The organism is Kribbella sp. NPDC050459 (assembly GCF_040655315.1).
In the GTDB taxonomy this organism is placed as follows: domain Bacteria; phylum Actinomycetota; class Actinomycetes; order Propionibacteriales; family Kribbellaceae; genus Kribbella.
In genome coordinates, this window is record NZ_JBFAJQ010000018.1 from 1 (window position 1) to 13,505 (window position 13,505).

The window sequence follows — 13,505 nt, forward strand, 5'->3', positions numbered from 1 at the left end:
AAACGCTCGGCTGGGACACCCCAGCCGAGCGCTTACGTGATCTACTCACCACCTAGAAACCAAGGCGGTGTTGCGACGACCCCTTGAAACCGCCCTGGTGTGCGGGCCCTTCGGCGTTCCGGTCAGGCTTGTGCCGGGATGAACTCCTTGGCGACGACCTCGGCGATCTGGGCCGTGTTCAGGGCCGCGCCCTTGCGCAGGTTGTCGCCACAGACGAACAGTTCCAGCGCGTTCGGGTCGTCGAGCGACTTGCGGACCCGCCCGACCCAGGTCGGGTCGGTGCCGACGACATCGGCCGGTGTCGGGAACTCGCCCTCGGCCGGGTTGTCGAAGAGCAGCACGCCGGGAGCGTCCCGCAGCACCTCACGAGCGCCGTCGGCGTCGACCTCCTGGACGAACCGGGCGTGCACCGACAGCGAGTGCGTGGTGACGACCGGGACCCGCACGCAGGTCGCGGACACCTTCAGATCCGGCAGGCCGAGGATCTTGCGAGACTCGTTGCGGACCTTCAGCTCCTCCGACGACCAGCCGTCGTCCTTGAGCGATCCGGCCCACGGCACGACGTTCAGCGCCAGCGGAGCCGGGAACGGACCGAGGTCGTTGCCGACCAGCCGCCGGACGTCACCGGGCGTGCTGCCCAGCTCCCGGTTGCCGGCCACCTTGGTGAGCTGGTCGTACAGCGCGTCGATCCCGGACTGCCCGGCGCCGGACGCGGCCTGGTACGACGCCACCACGAGCTGCTCGAGCTCGTAGCGGTGGTGCAGCGCGCCCATCGCGACGATCATCGACAGCGTCGTGCAGTTCGGGTTGGAGATGATGCCCTTCGGCCGGTTCCGGGCCGCCTCGGCATTCACCTCCGGGACCACCAGCGGGACGTCCGGGTCCATCCGGAACGCGCCCGAGTTGTCCACCACGACGGCCCCCTTGGCGGCCGCGATCGGCGCCCAGTGCGCCGACACCTCGTCCGGTACGTCGAACATCGCGACGTCGATCCCGTCGAAGGCGGCCTCGCTGATCGCGACCACCTCGACCTCCTCGCCGCGGACGACCAGCTGTTTGCCCGCGGAGCGCTCGGAGGCGATCAGCCGGATCTCTCCCCAGACGTTCTGCCTGGTCGAAAGCAGGGTCAGCATCACCGACCCGACGGCGCCGGTCGCACCGACCACCGCCAGGGAGGGCAGGCCCGTCCGGTCGTCGATCGTGTTCTCCACAGCGCTCACAGGGGTCACCGTCCAGTTCCTCCGTACACGACAGCCTGGGTGTGCTCGTCGTCCAGATCGAATGCGGTGTGCGCCGCGGTCACGGCGGCGTCCACCAGGTTCTCGTCCACGACCACCGAGATCCGGATCTCCGAGGTGGAGATCATCTCGATGTTCACGCCGGCGTCGGCGAGCGCGGAGAAGAACTTCGCGGAAACGCCCGGGTGCGAGCGCATTCCGACTCCGACGACGGAGACCTTTCCGATCTGGTCGTCGTACAGCAACTGCTCGTAGCCCACCGCGTCCTTCATCCGCGCCAGCGCGGACATCGCCCGGGCGCCGTCGGCGCGGGGCAGCGTGAACGAGATGTCGGTGCGGTTCGTGGCGACCGCAGACACGTTCTGCACGATCATGTCGATGTTCGTGTCGGCGCCGGCGACCGTCTCGAAGATCCGGGCCGCCTCACCGGGCTTGTCGGGCACGCCGACCACCGTGATCTTGGCCTCGCCGCGGTCGTGGGCCACGCCGGAGATGATCGCCTGTTCCATCTGATCCAGTTCCTTCGCATCGACGACCCAGGTGCCTTCCTTCTGCGAGAAGGAGGAACGCACATGGACGGGGACGTTGTAACGGCGCGCGTACTCGACGCAGCGCAGGTGCAGCACCTTGGCGCCGCAGGCGGCCATCTCGAGCATCTCCTCGTAGGAGATCCTCGAGATCTGCTTGGCGGCCGGCACGATCCGCGGGTCCGCGGTGAAGATGCCGTCCACGTCGGTGTAGATCTCGCAGTAGTCGGCGTCCAGCGCGGCGGCCAGCGCGACCGCGGTCGTGTCGGAGGCGCCGCGGCCCATCGTGGTGATGTCCTTGGTGTCCTGCGCGACACCCTGGAACCCGGCCACGATCGCGATGTGGCCCTCGCCGAGCGCCTCCTCGATCCGGCCCGGCGTGATGTCGATGATCCGCGCGTTGCCGTGCGCGGACGTGGTGATCACGCCCGCCTGCGAGCCGGTGAAGCTGCGTGCCTCGTAGCCCAGGTTCGCGATCGCCATCGCCAGCAGCGCGGCCGAGATCCGCTCACCCGAGGTGAGCAGCATGTCGAGCTCGCGCGGCGGCGGCAGCGGAGAGACCTGCTGGGCCAGGTCCATCAGTTCGTCGGTGGTGTCTCCCATCGCTGAGATGACGACCACCACGTCGTTCCCGGCCTTCTTCGTCGCGACGATCCGTTGGGCCACGCGCTTGATGCAATCGGCGTCGGCGACCGAAGAACCGCCGTACTTGTGTACGACGCGTCCCACAGTGTTTCTCCTCAAACCACTGGTTGCGGTACGCCGTGCGGCGTTGCACCAGGCGTAGTCGATCGCCTCATTCTAGCCGTGACCTGACCGTTGCCTACCGGCTGACCAGCACCCGGGCCGGCTGTCCGGCCGATCGCGACCGCGGCCGGAAGGTTCCCCGGCCGGGGTCGGCCCGGGCCGGAAACCGTCCGGCCACTTGTTCATATAAGTCATCGCTGAAATACTTGCCCGGTGCACGCCTTCGACATCCTCGGCGATCCGGTCCGGCGCCGGATCCTGGAGCTGCTGGCCGACGGTGAGCTCCCGGCGGGCAGCATCGCCGCGACGATCGGCGCCGAGTTCGGCATCAGCCAGCCGGCCGTCTCGCAGCATCTGCGGGTGCTGCGCGACAACGGGTTCGCCACCGTGACCGTCGACGGGACCCGGAGGTTGTACGCCGTGGACCCCGAGCCGCTGCGGGAGATCGACAGCTGGCTCGACCGGTACCGCGGGTTCTGGACCAATCGGCTCGACGCACTCGAGACCGAGCTGCAGCGCGGCCGCCGGACATAACCTTCGCGGCTCCGGCTGCATCTGGCTTGGTATGCGAAACATCGTGGCCAGGTTGTGCATGTCCGAGGACGGCGTCGTCGAGCGGCCGGAGCAGTGGCTGGCGCAACCGGCGCTCGGACAGCTGATGCCGCCGGGCGGGACGGTGCTGTTCGGCCGCCGTACCTTCGAGCGGTACGCCGGTACGCTCGGCGGACTCGAGCACACCCGGAACCTCGTGATCGGATCGCGCCCCGTCGTCGCCCGCGCGGGCACCGAGATGCTGCAGGGCGACACGCGCCGGGTGCTGACCGCACTGAAGTCCGTTCCGGGTGACGACCTGCAGGTGATCGGCAGCCTGATGCTGGTGCGTTCGCTGCTGCGGTGGCGCCTGATCGACGAGATCTCCCTGCTGATCCACCCGGTCGCCGCGGGCCGGGGGATGATCCTGGACCGGCGGCACCTGCACCTGATCTCCATGTGCGCCCGCGACGGCGGCGTCCTCGAGGCGAACTACCGGATGCGTTACGCCGCCACCGCCGCACCTTCGACGGCGCTGGTATCCACCGGCCGGTGGGGCGGGACGCGGAGCAAGGACAGGGTCGCGAGCACGCCGAGACCGGCCGCCAGGACCCACGCGTAGCGCACGCCGAACGCCTCCACCACGGCCCCCGCGACGGCCGAGCCGACCGCGGCGCCGACCATGCCGCCGCTCTGCGCCCAGCCGAAGATCTCGGTGTGCGCGGAGTTCGGCGTCAGCTCGCCGATCCGCTCGTACACGGCTGCGATCGTCGGCGCGATCAGGCAGCCGGCCGCGAACATCATGATCGCCAGCGCGACCACGGACGACGTCACGAACACACAGCCCGTGACCAGGACCGTGAGTGACAGCATCCGCCGCCAGACGTACGAGTTCCGGCCGCCGGGCAGGGCGCCGTTGACGATGCCGCCGGTCACGCTGCCGATCGCGGCGACCATCTCGAGGACGCCCGCGATCAGGCGGTTCCCGTGGTGGTCGGCGACCGCGACCATGCCGAGCGACATCGCGGCGAACCCCATCACGAGGCACGCCCAGGCGACCAGCAACGCCGTACGGTGCTGATGGAACAGGAGTTGCCGGGCGGTCGGCCGCGGCTCGGCGTTCTCGTCGTGGTGGACACCCGGGCGCTGGTTCAGCCCGAACCACCAGATGCTGGCGGCCGCCGTGACGGCACAGGCCAGCAGACCCGCGCGCGGACTGGCGAAGCTGACGATCACCGCGCCGGACATCGGGCCGATGACGAACAGCAACTCCTGCGCGGTCGCGTCCAGCGAGTAGACCGCCCGGAGCCGCGAGCCGTGCACGATCCGCGGCCAGTTGGCTCGCAGCGCGGAGGTGACCGGCGCCACGCAGACGCCGGCGACCACCGCAGCGACCGGCAGCAGCCGGTACCAGCTGTACGGCAGTAACGCGACGACGGCCATCGACGCGCCCCAGGCCATCCCGGTGCCGATCACGACCTTGCGCGCACCCTTGCGGTCCGCCATCCGGGACCAGACGACGCTCGCGACGGCGGTACCGACCGAGTAGGCGCCCGCCACCACACCGGCCCAGCCGAAGTTGCCGGCGGCATCCTTGGCCAGGAAGGCGAGCGGGACCATCGTCGCCAGCACCGGCAACCGCGCGATCAAGGCGGAGGCGAGCAACGCCATCACGCCCTGGGTCTTCCAGAGGTCGCGGTACGCGGTCAGGTCCATGGGGCTCATTCTTTCCTGACATCGATGTCTGCCGCGTCGGGAATTCTCCCTATCTGTTTTGTCCGCGGTCTATGCGAACATGTGTTCGTGTCGTCGTCCGGCGGGGCCACCATCCTGCATGCCGACCTGGATGCGTTCTACGCGTCGGTCGAGCAGCGCGACGACCCGCGCCTGCGCGGCCGCCCGGTGATCGTCGGCGCCGGCGTCGTGCTCGCCTGCAGCTACGAGGCCAAGGCCTTCGGCGTCCGGACCGCGATGAACGGCGGGCAGGCCCTGCGCCGCTGCCCGGGCGCGATCGTGGTCGAGCCGAGGATGTCGGCGTACTCCGAGGCCAGCAAGGCCGTGTTCAAGGTCTTCGAGGACACCACACCGCTGGTCGAGGGCCTGTCGATCGACGAGGCGTTCCTCGACGTCGGAGGATTGCGCAAGATCCGCGGCACGCCGGTGGAGATCGCGGCGAGGTTGCGCGCCGAGGTGCTGTCGCGGGTCGGGCTGCCGATCACGGTCGGCGTGGCGCGCACCAAGTTCCTGGCGAAGGTCGCGAGCGGCGTCGCCAAGCCGAACGGCCTGCTCGAGGTCGCACCGGACCGCGAACTGGACTTCCTGCATCCGCTGGACGTTTCGCGACTGTGGGGCGTCGGCGAGGTGACGGCGGAGAAGCTGCGGAACCGCGGACTGACCAAGGTCGGCGACGTCGCGATGCTGCCCGAGGCGGCGCTGATCGCGATGCTCGGCCGGGCGTCCGGGCGGCACCTGCACGCGCTCGCGCACAACCGGGACCCGCGGCCGATCGAGGTCGGCCGCCGGCGGCGCTCGATCGGTTCCCAGCGGGCGCTGGGCCGGTCGCCGAAGTCGCCGGCGACGCTGGACGCCGTGCTCGCGGGTCTCGTCGACCGCGTCACCCGCCGGATGCGATCCGCCGGGCGCTCCGGCCGGACGGTGACGTTGCGGCTGCGCTTCGACGACTTCACCCGCGCGACCCGCTCCCATACATTGCCCCAGGCAACCGATCAGACGCGCGCGATCCTGGTCACCGCCCGCGCGCTGCTGCGCACTGCACAGCCGCTGATCACCACGCAGGGCCTCACCATGATCGGCATCTCGGTCGGCAACCTGGAGACCGAGGCCGCCCTGCAACTGGCCCTCCCGTTCGACAAGGCCGCCAACAACGAGCTCGACAACGCGCTCGACCAGGTCAAGGACAGGTTCGGCACCAACGCCATCACCCGAGGAATCCTCCTCGGCAAGTCCCAGGGCCTCGAGATGCCGATGCTTCCGGATTAGGTCCTGTCTGGATCAACAGACAGGGCCTAGTAGGACGTGTCGTGGATGCGGGCGGCGTACCAGTTGAGGGCGGCGCGGAGTTCGTTGACCTGGGTTCGGCGGCTGTTCTGGGACGCGCCGTGGGCGATCGGGTAGATGCGGAGACCGCCGTTGTGATGACGATCGACCGGGAGCTGGTGCTGGTACGGCAGCTCGAGCCATGCGTCCAGCCACGGGCGCTTCATGTCACCGCCGACGCGCAGCCGGGTGACACCGGACCACGGGACGGTGGCGTGCCGACGCCGGCGGGTGACCGACAGGCCTTCCGGTGACAGGCGCAGCACGACCTTCGGCCGGAGCACGAGGATCCAGTGCCGTACGGCGAAGTACAGGAAGGCGAGGGAGATCAGGGCGGACAGCGTCGAGAGGACCGGGTGGAGGGCTTTCACCTGCGGGTCGGCAGGGATGAACGCGAGCCAGCCAAAGGTGGTGAGCGCGGCGAGGACCCCTGGCCGCCTCCGGCTGGTAGCAAAGGTCGCGCCCGCCATCTGAGGCGCGCCCGCGACAGGCGTGGCTGCGGCCGGCAGGGCCGCGGCTGGCCAGCCCCCGCCTGGCGGGGTTGCGCCTGGCGAGGCCAGAGGCGGCGGCAGCACCTTGGTCGGTGGGGGAAGGGCGGTCGTCGGCGGGAGCATGCTGGGCGGCTGGTTGGTTGCGGGGCCGAGGGTCTGCAATACGTCGGTCGGCGTCGGCCGTTGGGCGGGGTCGCGGGCGAGACAGCGCCGTACTACGTCGTGCAGCGGCCCGGGCAGCGGTGGGATGTGCGGTTGCTCGTTGACGATCCGGTGGAGCAGGGACGCCGGGCTGCCGGTCGCGAACGGGCCTCGGCCCGACGCCGCGAACACCAGCACCGCGCCGAACGCGAACACGTCACTCGCCGGCCCGACCCCGGCGCCGGTGATCTGCTCCGGCGACAGGTACCCGGGGGTGCCGATCACCATCCCGGTCGCGGTCAGGCTCGCCTCCTCCAGCGCTCGCGCGATACCGAAGTCGATCACCCGCGGCCCGTTGCCGCTCAGCACGATGTTCGACGGTTTGAGATCGCGATGCACGAGACCGCTCGCGTGGATCGCCGCCAGCGCCTCGGCCAGTCCGCTTGCCAGCGACCGCACCGCATCCGGCGGCAACGGCCCAGATTCCTCGATCGCCTTCTGCAGCGTGGGTCCCGGGAGGTACTCGGTCGCCAGCCAGGGCCGGTCCGCCGCCGGATCAGCATCGACGACCGCCGCCGTGAACGCACCGCTGACCCGCCGCGCCGCGTCGATCTCACGCGCGAACCGCGCCCGGAACCCCGAGTCGCCGGCGAGTTCGTCGCGCACCACCTTCACCGCGACCAGCCGCCCGCCGGGCGACCGCGCGAGGTACACCGCACCCATCGCCCCACGGCCGAGCCGGCCCTGGATCGCGAACGGCCCGACCGCGGCCGGATCCTGCGCATGCGTTGTCATCGGGCGTCACGCTAACGCGGGTCAGGACCGCGGGTAACCGATCTCGGCGATGCCTTCCTTGAGATCGGTCAACCGCCGCTCGGGATTGAGCGACGTGACGACGTACTCCGTCAGCGGCATCAGGGCGTACACGTGCCGGACGGCGTCGAGGTCCAGTGCGCGCTCGTAGTAGTCCTCGGCGAAGGTCAGGTACGCCTCTGGCCGGCCGTCCGCCACGAGGTCGAACAACCAGTCGGCCCCGTCGGCGGCCACGTTGTGCACCGGGCCGCATCGCCAGGCCGAGTCCTCCGTCGTACGCCAGAAACACACAGTCGCCTGGGGCACTCCGTTCGGTTCCGCGAACGCCTTGTCGTCCCGCGCCGAGTGGAAGACCTCTGGTACACCATCCAGCAAGCCGGGCCAGAGCTTTCCCGTGGTCCACGGCGACATCGGCGACTCGTGGTCGAACCCGTACGCGAACGCCCCGTCCGGCGAGAACACGATCGAGTACCCGTTCCCCGACCCGTCCCGCATCAACGCGGCCTCCTCCGTCGGCGACCACCGCGCATCGAAGGAGTAGAAGTTGAGGATGTCCTGGTCATCGTTCAGCACCAGGTCGAGCACCGCGAGCGCACGGCTCACCCGCCGCACCGCACCGATCTCCGGAAGCCGCCGAATCATCTCGAAAACCGACACCGCATCATTCAACCGGATCTACCCCGGTCACGCCCAACGGTCTGTCGGAGAGCTGTGGACAACCAGCCTCGCGACACGAGTCAGCGGCGCTGCACGGCCTCTTCGGCGACCTCGACCAGCTCGCGGTCGGTGGCCTCGGTCTCCGCGTCGTGTGCCGGCTCGAGCCGGTCGTGCGCGATCAGCGACTGGATGGCCCGCAGTACGGCGCTCGCGGCCGCGCCCCAGGTCGACACGTACGAGAACTGCCACCACCACAGCGCCTCGACGATCCGGCCGTCCTCGTAGTGCGCGAGGCCGTGCACCAGGTCGGTCGCGATCGCGGTGAGGTCGTCGGAGAGCCGATTGACGGTGATCTCCGGCGGCGCGGCGTACGGGTCGAAGACCTCGGCGTACTCGTCCAGGCCCTCGAACAGCACCGCGAGCCGGTCCCGCATCGCGTCCAGGTCCGGGTCCGGGCCGGCGTCGCTCTCGAAACGCTCCTCCGGCACGAAGTCCTCGAACGCGCCGAGCCGGCCGCCGGCGAGCAGCAGCTGGCTCACCTCGAGGAGCAGGTACGGCAGCGAGGCGAGGCCCTCGTCGACTCCGTCCTCGTCCGGCTGCGCGGCGATGTCGCGCACCGAGATCAGGAAGCTCCGGACCTGGTCGGCGATCTGCTCGGCGAACTCTGTCAGGTCCTCGCTGTCGGTGCCCAAAGCGCGTTCCGCAATATCTGTTGGTTCAGTCATCGATCGATCGTCGCCCTTCAAATGCCCGTCCGAGAGTGACCTCGTCGGCGTACTCGAGGTCACCGCCTACTGGAAGTCCACTAGCCAATCGGGTGACGCGCAACCCCATGGGCCGCAGCAGGCGGCTCAGGTAGGTCGCGGTCGCCTCGCCTTCGAGGTTCGGGTCGGTGGCCAGAATGATCTCGGTCACCTCACCGCTGGCCAGCCGCTGCATGAGCTCCTTGATCCGCAGTTCGTCCGGGCCGATGCCCTCGATCGGCGAAATCGCCCCGCCTAGCACGTGGTACCGGCCGCGGAACTCGCGGGTGCGCTCGATCGCGACCACGTCCTTGGCCTCTTCGACCACACAGATCAGACTCAGGTCGCGGCGCGGGTCACGGCAGATCCGGCACTGCACGTCCTCCGCGACGTTGCCGCAGATCTCGCAGAACTTGACCTTCTCCTTGACCTGCACGAGCACGTGCGCGAGCCGCCGTACGTCGGTCTCGTCGGCCGCGAGCAGGTGGAACGCGATCCGCTGCGCGGACTTCGGCCCCACACCGGGCAGCCGCCCCAGCTCGTCGATGAGATCCTGAACGGCCCCCTCGTACACGTCAGCCCGGGTTCTGGCCGGGCTCGCCGGCCGCGCTCCCCGGGTTCACGAACCCGACGCCACCCGAACCGCCCTGCTCACCGCTCGCCCGCGCCGACCCGCCCGGCCCGGCTGTTTCATCCGGGCCCTGGGGCTTCGGAGCGCTCTCGTCCTCGTCGGTCCGACCGATCTGCGGCGTCTGCGACTCGGGCAGGGCGAACCCGGCGGGAGCCGACGACTCACCGCCGCCGAACCCGGGGAAACCGCCCTCGCCACCGAACGCGCCGCCCAGCCCACCGGCCAGCGGTCCCATCGCGGCAGCAGCAGCCTGCTTCGCGTTCTCCGAGGCGTCCCGGACGGCGGCGACCACCAGGTCGGCCAGCGTCTCGGTGTCGTCCGGGTCGACGGCTTCCTTCTTGATGTTCAGGCTGAGCAGCTCGCCCGTGCCGGACACCAGGGCAGTCACCAGACCGCCACCGGCCGATCCCTCGATCTCCTGACCTTCCAGGTCGGCCTGCGCTTCCATCAACTGGTTCTGCATCGCCTGCGCCTGCGCGAGCAGGTTGGACATGTCGAAGCCCCCAGCACCGCCACCGTCGAACACCGCGATCTCCTCGTCCGAACCGCTCTCCCGAGCCCCGAGTCTGCCTGCCCGGCCGGTCGGCGAAACCCACCGCCAACCACCGGAGCCTCAACACTAGCCGGTCCCCCGGACAACCCACCTCACACCCGGAAACCGACCAGTCTCCCCACGCTTTCCACAACCCTGTGGACAACCCTATCCACACCCCTGTGAATGCTGTGGACCCCCACCTCCACCACGACCCAAGTGGCTGTGGATGACCGTTCTAGTTGGGTTCTTCGGTGATGATCTGTGCGCCGAGGGTTTCGCGGAGCAGGTCGGTGTGGGAGCGGGAGTCTTCCTCGAGGACCATGTCGTCCTCGCCGATCGCGTCGGCCTCTTCCTCAGGCGTCAGCGGTACGTCGGGCGCGGCCGCAGCTGCCGACGCCTGCCGCGCCTGCTCAGCCGCAACGGCAGCCTCCGCCGCCCGGCGCTTGCTGCCCGTCTGCCGTCGCCCCGCCGGCGCGGCCTGCGCGGCCTGCGCGGCCTGCTGCGCGGCAGGCTGCTGACGCGCGATCGGCCCGTCTTCCCACGGGTCTTCCGGAGGTATCTCGTACTCGTCCGGCGGCTCCTGCAAAGCAATCGCCCCACCAGGCCCGTCGTCCCAGGCCCCAGTCCGCCCACCAACACCCCGAGCTCCCGAACCCGCAGCCCCCGCTCCAGCCGCACCACCGCCCGCGCCGCGACCACCCGAGCCCGCCGCACCGCCACCGCCCGCACCTGCTCCAGCCGATCCCGCTGCACCATCGCCCGCGCCATGCCCCGCCGCGCCCGCTGCATTGCCGCCGCCCGCAGCACGCCCACCCGGTCCCGCTGCACCGCCGGCACCTGCTCCGGCCGATCCCGCCGCACCGCTACCGCCCGCCCTGGGCCCAGCCGCGCCCGCGGCACTGCCGCCGCCTGCGCCGAGCCCAGCCAAGCCTGCTGCACTGCCGGCAGCGTCGCCAGCCGGTCCGCCGACCCCGCTGGCCGCACCTGAGCCGCCGGCATCGGGCGCACCACCGTGACCGCCCGCTCCGGCACCCAGCCCAGCCGCATCGGATCCGCCGTCACCTGCCCCAGCGCCACCGGCCCCGCTGACACCTGTCCCGGGATCGCCTGCGCCCGGTGCGCCCGCGGCCGCCGGGCCACCTGCACTCGGACCGCCAGGTCCGCTCGCACCTGGCCCACCGACAGCCCCGGGACCACCTGCCGAAACCCCACCGCCGCCCGGCCCGCCGCTCCCGGAACCGTCCACCGAACCTGGGCCACCGGATCCGCCGAGGCCCGCGGCCCCGCCGGACTGCGAACCGCCAGCTTGACCAGGACCGCCCGACTGCGGGCCCGGGCGACCTGCAGAGCCGCCCCCTCCTGCACCCGGGTCGGCCGACGGGTCGACGACTGCCTCGACACGACGGTTGACGCCGATCGAGTCGATCATCGCCTGGCGAAGAATCTCGTCGCTGCCGGACCGCGCGAAGCTCTCCCGAGCACCGGCGTTCACCAGACCGAGTGTCAGCGTCTGGTCGTCGATCGCGATGACCTGAGCGTTCTGACTCAGCATGATCCAGGCGAACCGCCGCTGCGCCTTGACGGCTTCCAAGACCTCGGGCCACAACCGCCGAATGTCAGCCAGCCCGACACCCCCACCGGCTGCCACACCCGCCTGACCGGGCGCCGAAGCACCCTGGCCGGCCGGAGCCGACTGCGCGGGCTCGCTTGGCTGCCCGCTCTGGCCTGGCTGCTCCGGTGCGCCGGCCGGTTCATCACCCCAGGCACCAGTGCGCGCCCCGCCGGACGCGCCAACCGGTCCCCCCGCAGCTGATTCACTGCCCTGTCCAGCTCTATCACCCGTCCCACTTACACCCGCCGCAGTCCTACCTGGACCAGCGGACGCGGCTGGGCTCGCAGGGCCGGCGGTCTCAGCTGAGGCCGCCGGAGCGCTTGAGCCCGCAATGGGGGCAGCAGATGCTGTGTCGTCGGGGCTGGAGGCGGGGCGGTTACCTGCGCCTGCGGCGGCTCGAGCGGCCGCTCTGCTCGTCGCAGCCGCAGCAGGCGCGCTCCCGTCGCCGTACGAGTCCGCCCCGGCCACACCCGACACACCAGCCGCCTGAGCAGGACCGGACACGCCGCCCGCGTAAGCAGACATGCCGCCCGTCTGACCAGGCCCCGGCGTACCAGCGCCCTGGACAGCGCCCGTCGCGGAGTCCGGCGTGCCGCTGGGGATGGCGAGGCGCCGTTCCATGCGGTCGAGGCGGGCCTGGATGCCGTTCGTGGAGTCGTCGGCGCCGGGGAGGAGGACCTTGGCGCAGATAAGTTCGAGCTGCAGTCGCGGGGCGGTCGCGCCGCGCATCTCCAGCAGACCGGCCGCGACGATGTCCGCGGCCCGGGTCAGCTCCGCCGGACCGATCCCGGCGGCCTGGGTCTGCAGCCGCTCAGCCTGGTCCTCGGCGGCCTCGATCAGACCTGAGGTCACAGCAGTCGGTACGGCGGACAGCACCACGAGGTCTCGCAGCCGCCGCAGCAGGTCTTCAGCGAACCGCTTCGGGTCCTGGCCGGTCTCGATGACCTTCTCAACTGTCTCGAACACTGCCGCGCTGTCATGCGCCGCGAACCCGTCAACACACGCATCGAGCAGCGAGTCGGGCGTGAACCCGAGCAGGGCGACCGCCAGCTCATACGTCACGCCGGCCGGGCCTGCCCCGCCGATCAGCTGGTCGAGCACGCTCAGCGAGTCACGCACCGAGCCGGCACCGGCCCGCACGACGAGCGGCAACGCGGCCGACTCGATCGTCACGCCCTCGGACTGGCAGAGGGTCGCCATGTAGTCGGCGAGCACCTTCGGCGGCACCAGGCGGAACGGGTAGTGATGCGTCCGCGACCGGATCGTCCCGATCACCTTGTCGGGCTCGGTCGTGGCGAAGATGAACTTGAGGTGCGGCGGCGGCTCCTCGACCAGCTTCAGCAGGGCGTTGAAGCCCTGCGTGGTCACCATGTGCGCCTCGTCGATGATGTAGATCTTGTAGCGGCTCTCGACCGGCGCGAAGAACGCCCGCTCGCGCAGGTCACGCGCGTCGTCCACACCACCGTGCGAGGCCGCGTCGATCTCGATGACGTCGATGCTGCCCGGGCCGCCGCGGGCCAGGTCGGTGCAGGACTTGCACACCCCGCACGGCTCGGCGATCGGGCCCTTCTCACAGTTGATCGCCCGGGCGAGGATCCGCGCGCTGGTGGTCTTCCCACACCCGCGCGGCCCGGAGAACAGGTAGGCGTGATTGACCCGGTTGTTGCTCAACGCGTTCCGCAGCGGTGCCGTGACATGGTCCTGCCCGATCACCTCCGCGAACGTCTCCGGGCGGTACCGGCGATACAAGGCAAGGGGCGCTTCCACGCGGCAACCCTAGCG

11 protein-coding genes and 1 pseudogene are annotated in these 13,505 nt (G+C 70.5%); 3 read left to right on the forward strand and 9 right to left on the reverse strand.

Going from position 1 to position 13,505, the window contains the following annotated elements; genetic code table 11:
- Positions 1-122 precede the first annotated feature (122 nt).
- Positions 123-1,229: an aspartate-semialdehyde dehydrogenase gene (locus AB0I12_RS38090; protein WP_359939833.1), complete on the reverse strand. Its 1,107-nt coding sequence runs from the start codon at positions 1,227-1,229 to the stop codon at positions 123-125.
- Complete coding sequence (locus AB0I12_RS38095; RefSeq protein ID WP_359939836.1) at positions 1,226-2,494, reverse strand: aspartate kinase; 1,269 nt, start codon at positions 2,492-2,494, stop codon at positions 1,226-1,228. Before AB0I12_RS38095 ends, AB0I12_RS38090 begins: the two co-directional genes overlap by 4 nt.
- Positions 2,495-2,725: 231 nt before the next feature.
- On the opposite strand from AB0I12_RS38095, the gene AB0I12_RS38100 reads away from it, so the two are divergent.
- Complete coding sequence (locus AB0I12_RS38100; protein ID WP_359939839.1) at positions 2,726-3,046, forward strand: metalloregulator ArsR/SmtB family transcription factor; 321 nt, start codon at positions 2,726-2,728, stop codon at positions 3,044-3,046.
- A 58-nt stretch (positions 3,047-3,104) separates the two neighbouring features.
- A complete protein-coding gene (locus tag AB0I12_RS38105) occupies positions 3,105-3,665 on the forward strand; it encodes a dihydrofolate reductase family protein (protein WP_359939842.1) in 561 nt (186 codons plus the stop codon).
- Here the strand turns inward: AB0I12_RS38105 and AB0I12_RS38110 are convergent.
- Positions 3,548-4,759 (reverse strand): MFS transporter, encoded by a 1,212-nt coding sequence (locus AB0I12_RS38110; protein WP_359939845.1) that lies wholly within the window; start codon positions 4,757-4,759, stop codon positions 3,548-3,550. The two genes, AB0I12_RS38105 and AB0I12_RS38110, sit on opposite strands and share 118 nt — an antisense overlap.
- A gap of 87 nt (positions 4,760-4,846) precedes the next feature.
- Between AB0I12_RS38110 and dinB the strand changes: the two genes are divergently transcribed.
- Positions 4,847-6,043: a DNA polymerase IV gene (dinB, locus tag AB0I12_RS38115; RefSeq protein ID WP_359939848.1), complete on the forward strand. Its 1,197-nt coding sequence runs from the start codon at positions 4,847-4,849 to the stop codon at positions 6,041-6,043.
- Between the two features lie 26 nt (positions 6,044-6,069).
- Here the strand turns inward: dinB and AB0I12_RS38120 are convergent, their stop codons facing one another.
- The 6 genes and pseudogenes from AB0I12_RS38120 to AB0I12_RS38145 all read right to left on the reverse strand — a co-directional run.
- Positions 6,070-7,527, reverse strand: a complete 1,458-nt coding sequence (locus AB0I12_RS38120; protein WP_359939851.1) for a serine/threonine-protein kinase — start codon at positions 7,525-7,527, stop codon at positions 6,070-6,072.
- 21 nt (positions 7,528-7,548) lie between these two features.
- Positions 7,549-8,202 carry a hypothetical protein gene (locus tag AB0I12_RS38125; RefSeq protein ID WP_359939854.1) on the reverse strand — a complete coding sequence of 218 codons (654 nt, stop codon included), beginning with the start codon at positions 8,200-8,202 and terminating at the stop codon, positions 7,549-7,551.
- Between the two features lie 80 nt (positions 8,203-8,282).
- Positions 8,283-8,927: a DUF5063 domain-containing protein gene (locus AB0I12_RS38130; protein ID WP_167203751.1), complete on the reverse strand. Its 645-nt coding sequence runs from the start codon at positions 8,925-8,927 to the stop codon at positions 8,283-8,285.
- Complete coding sequence (recR, locus tag AB0I12_RS38135; protein ID WP_355700982.1) at positions 8,920-9,519, reverse strand: recombination mediator RecR; 600 nt, start codon at positions 9,517-9,519, stop codon at positions 8,920-8,922. Before recR ends, AB0I12_RS38130 begins: the two co-directional genes overlap by 8 nt.
- Before the next feature lies 1 nt (position 9,520).
- The gene (locus AB0I12_RS38140) at positions 9,521-10,102 is read right to left on the reverse strand and encodes a YbaB/EbfC family nucleoid-associated protein (RefSeq protein ID WP_359939858.1); all 582 of its coding nucleotides are present in this window, start codon (positions 10,100-10,102) and stop codon (positions 9,521-9,523) included.
- Between the two features lie 1,105 nt (positions 10,103-11,207).
- A pseudogene (locus tag AB0I12_RS38145) lies at positions 11,208-13,490 on the reverse strand (DNA polymerase III subunit gamma and tau); the annotation flags it as partial.
- Positions 13,491-13,505: the final 15 nt, after the last annotated feature.

Excerpts from the sequence above, each read along its gene's own strand:
- AB0I12_RS38105 (WP_359939842.1), top strand. The coding sequence starts at position 3,105 with ATGTCCGAGGACGGCGTCGTCGAGCGGCCGGAGCAGTGGCTGGCGCAA.
- AB0I12_RS38110 (WP_359939845.1), bottom strand. The coding sequence starts at position 4,759 with ATGGACCTGACCGCGTACCGCGACCTCTGGAAGACCCAGGGCGTGATG.
- AB0I12_RS38120 (WP_359939851.1), bottom strand. The coding sequence starts at position 7,527 with ATGACAACGCATGCGCAGGATCCGGCCGCGGTCGGGCCGTTCGCGATC.
- AB0I12_RS38130 (WP_167203751.1), bottom strand. The coding sequence starts at position 8,927 with ATGACTGAACCAACAGATATTGCGGAACGCGCTTTGGGCACCGACAGC.